2 protein-coding genes and 1 pseudogene are annotated in these 3,622 nt (G+C 62.0%); 2 read left to right on the top strand and 1 reads right to left on the bottom strand.

Annotation, left to right across the window (positions count from 1 at the left end):
• Positions 1-191 precede the first annotated feature (191 nt).
• On the top strand, positions 192-650 hold the full coding sequence (locus I5W_RS22660) for a hypothetical protein (RefSeq protein ID WP_017453153.1): 459 nt from the start codon (positions 192-194) through the stop codon (positions 648-650).
• Between the two features lie 118 nt (positions 651-768).
• Here the strand turns inward: I5W_RS22660 and I5W_RS22655 are convergent, their stop codons facing one another.
• Complete coding sequence (locus tag I5W_RS22655; RefSeq protein WP_017453154.1) at positions 769-2,286, bottom strand: argininosuccinate lyase; 1,518 nt, start codon at positions 2,284-2,286, stop codon at positions 769-771.
• A 390-nt stretch (positions 2,287-2,676) separates the two neighbouring features.
• Between I5W_RS22655 and I5W_RS22650 the strand changes: the two are divergent.
• Positions 2,677-3,622, top strand: a pseudogene (locus I5W_RS22650) (VRR-NUC domain-containing protein); the annotation flags it as partial.

Raw genomic sequence — 3,622 nt, 5'->3', positions numbered from 1 at the left:
ACGGGGCCTGTCAGCCTCACCAAAGAAAATGTCATTGCCATTCAAAAAGACGCAGAACTGGTCAAGCAAGGCTGGCAGGTTGAACATATTCTCGAAAAAGGCGCATCCAAACCTTATTTGGATGCGTTAGAAAAAGCCGGCATCGATGTTCACATCGGCCCCAAAATTCCATAAAGGAGAGCGAAGTGCAAATGAAGAAAGAGGAAGCGCAAGAAAGGTTCGATGCGTTTTTGATGGACATGGATGAGCAGCTGGAGTGGCTGGAAGATGAAGCCGAACAACACGGAATCAGTTTCGATTCGACCCCGGATGACTTTGAGAAGCTGGAGCAGTTATTCGATCTCATGTCATCCAACCAGGAAAAAGAGTACGTCTCAAAACTGACGACCACCTTTGCTCGCCAGTTAGGGGAAGTGGTTCGCTTGAACTATGGTGGCAAGTGGGTTCTTGCGCTGGAAGAGGAAAAAAGCCCGCACTTCAATATGCCGGTCATTGTCGGCCATACGCCAGTCCAAGGCGTGGAGTTTGCGCCCATCTTGGTGATGCGCGCTTATGCGTTGCGCAGGAAAAAAGGAACGCTCAAGCGGGCAGTCGATGCCCAGGTCGATCCCAAACCTTTGGACTTGAGCGGGATGGTCGAGGAGTCATGAATCAAGTCGCATGTACTGCCTCCTTTGTCCACCGACATTTCGTCTGGAAAAGAAGGCCCGAGCGATCTGAAAGCCCTGCTGCGGCTGCAGTAGGCCTGTCTTCACTGATCTGAGGTCATCACTTCACCCCTGCCTGCGCGGCCATCCGATCAAAATCCATATCCAGCTTCTGCAGCGCGTTCTGGATATGCTGCTGGCGCTCCTTGATCCAGCCATCCTGCTGCGCCACGCGCGCATTGGCTTGGCGCAGCATCCGCTCCATCTCGGCCGGCTGCGGGCCGCCCACGGTGGCGCGGTTGCGCACGATGGCCACCGGGTCCAGGGTGCTGCGGAACTCCTGTTCCGACATCGGCAGCACCTGCGGGAATTCCGAATTCAGCACCGCCTCGTGATAGATGCGCTGCGCCTGGGCATAAGGAAAGTCCAGCGGGCGGATATCGTTGGCCTTGGCGTATTCCACCACTTCCGAGGCGAAGTGATGGCCCACGCGGAAGGGCAGCTTGTACTTGCGCATGAGCACGTCGGCCAGTTCCTGGGAAGCGGTCCAGTCGCTGTTGAGTTCTTCCAGCGCACGTTTCGGATCGATGACCAGCGCGCCCAGGATGCTCTCCCAGTTCTTCAATACCTTGACCGTGTTGAGCACCATCTCCTTGTTGGGCTTGACGTCCTTGGCATCGCTCATGCCGGGCGGAAGGTTGTGGGCGACGATGGCCACGCCCATGCCTTCGGCCAGCACCGTGGAGGCATCGCGCCGGGTGCTGTTGAGCAGGCCGGGATTGCGTTTCTGTGGCATGGCCGAGGAGACATAGGTATTGGCACCGCCTTCCTGCAGCAGGATCCACGGGCGCGGCTGGGCATACTGGGTCATCACATCTTGGATGAAGGCGCCAGCGTGCAGGGCGATGGAAGAGACCACGGCGCCGGCTTCCACCGGTCCATCCACGGCCGATAGCTGCGCGGCGTCATAGGCGTTGTCGACGATGGCGGCAAAACCCAGATAGTCGGCCATGCGCTGGCGATTGAGCGGCCAGCTGCTGCCGTTGAGTACCGTGGTGCCCATGGCCGAACGATCCAGGCGCACATAGGCTTGGCGCAGGCGTTGCGCATCGCGCTCCAGCGCAGCGACAAAGCCCAGCAGGTAGTGGCCATAGCTGTTGGGCTGGGCGGCTACGCCATTGGTGTAGTTGGGCACGATGGTGTCGCGCTGGCGCTCGGCCAGCTTGACCAGGGCGGCAGTGGTGGCGTTGAGCTGGGTGGCCAGCGTCAACAGGTCTTCGCGCAGGATGGCTGCGCGCAGCGTGGCCAGCATGTCCTGGCTGGAGCGGCCGGCGTGCAGCAAGGTGATCTGCGGACCCGCCGCCTGGATCAGCAGCGGCTCGAAGGTGATCACCAGCGTGGGGCGCTTGGCACCGGGCAATTCGCCATCGGCCAGCACCTTGCGGATGCCCTTGACCACCAGCGGTGTCATCGATTTGTCCAGCAGGCCTTCGTCGGTGTTGATGACGGCGCTGGCCTTGTTGATTTCGCCAAGCCAGAAGAATTCATCATGGCGCGTGGTCTGCTGCGCGTGCAAGGGGGCAGCGCTGCCCAGCAGGGCGGCGGACAGGGCAAAGGCGAGCGTGGAAAGCTTGGGCAAGGCGGTCTCCTGGAAGTGTTTATTGTGATTGGACTGTGCAGGGCGCCTATCTTAGCGGGCAAACGCAATCTTGGTTGGGACCCTCCGTTTCCTATGCCCCTGCACATCCCTGGCTTCAGCCGATCCCCAGGCCGATGCCGGTCTTGTCGCCGACCACGACGACTTTCTTGCCATTAAGGGAGAGGGAGGGCCGCGCCGCCGCTTCATCCCGCAACGGGTGCGGGTGGTGACGGAATTCTTTGCCACCGAGCTGGCAAGCAGGATCTGAGCGACTGAGCGGCCGGAGGGGCCGCATGATCCTTCACTTCAATGGAGGAAAATACGTCGCTTCGGGCAGGAAACGATATACTGTGCATCCATACAGCCTTCCGCCCGCTCCCTTTTGCCGCAATGCCCGTCGTCCCCGATCACCGCTTCTACTACCTGAGCAATTTCCAGCAGGCGCTGGCGTGGCTGGCCGAGCGCTATGCCGACCTGCTTAGCGCAGAGGAGCGCGCCTTCCTCCAGACCTTCGCCGGTTTGCCGCTGGCCACGCGCGCGCTCTTCGTGCGCATGATGATGCGCCGGGGTGAGCACTTCCGTACCAGCCGGCTGGACTACCCCGAGATCGGCTGCCCGTTGCAGGCCGCACAGGGGCTGCCATCGGCGTGGGTGGAGCAGGATGCAGCGCTGTCGCTGGCCCAGGTGTTTGCCCTGGCGACCAAGCCCGAACTGGTGCGCTGGTTCGGCCTGCGGGGCGCACTCAGGAGTGCGCGCAAGGAGGACTTGCTGGCCGCCCTGGCGGCTGATCCGGCCCATGCAGAACCGCGCCGCCTGGCGCACTGGATGGCGGCCGGGCAGGGCGGCGAACAAGTCCTGTCCATGCGGGTGAGCGGGCTGTGTGAACGTTTGCGTTTGATGTTCTTCGGCAACCTGCGCCAGGACTGGAGCCAATTCGTGCTGGCCGACCTGGGCACGCTGCGCTATGAACAAATCGCGCTAGCACCGCAGGCCCGGGGGTTCCGCAGCCGGGGCGATATCGACCTCTACCTGCAATTGCAGGCCTGCAAGGAGCGCTACTATGCCGGCGAGGAAGCCGCCGCGATCCTGGCTGCGCTGCCGTCCGGCCGCTTCGACAATCCCTGGCTGGAGAGCCGCCGTGAACGTCTGCTGTTCCAGCTTGGCCAGCAGTGTGAAAAGGCCGGAGACCTGGCGCAGGCGCAGCAGGTCTATGCCACCTGCCGCTATCCTGGCGCGCGGGCGCGTGCGATCCGCGTACTGGAAAAGCAGGGCCGTTTCGGTCCCGCCCATGCGCTGCTGAAGATGGCCCGGCAGGCGCCGGAGAGCGAGGCCGACG

Origin of the sequence: Herbaspirillum sp. B65, from assembly GCF_000333555.1 — a bacterium.
In the GTDB taxonomy this organism is placed as follows: Bacteria; Pseudomonadota; Gammaproteobacteria; order Burkholderiales; family Burkholderiaceae_D; genus Herbaspirillum; species Herbaspirillum rubrisubalbicans.
The sequence above is the reverse complement of the archived record's forward strand: the minus strand, read 5'-3'. Positions and strand labels throughout refer to the sequence as shown.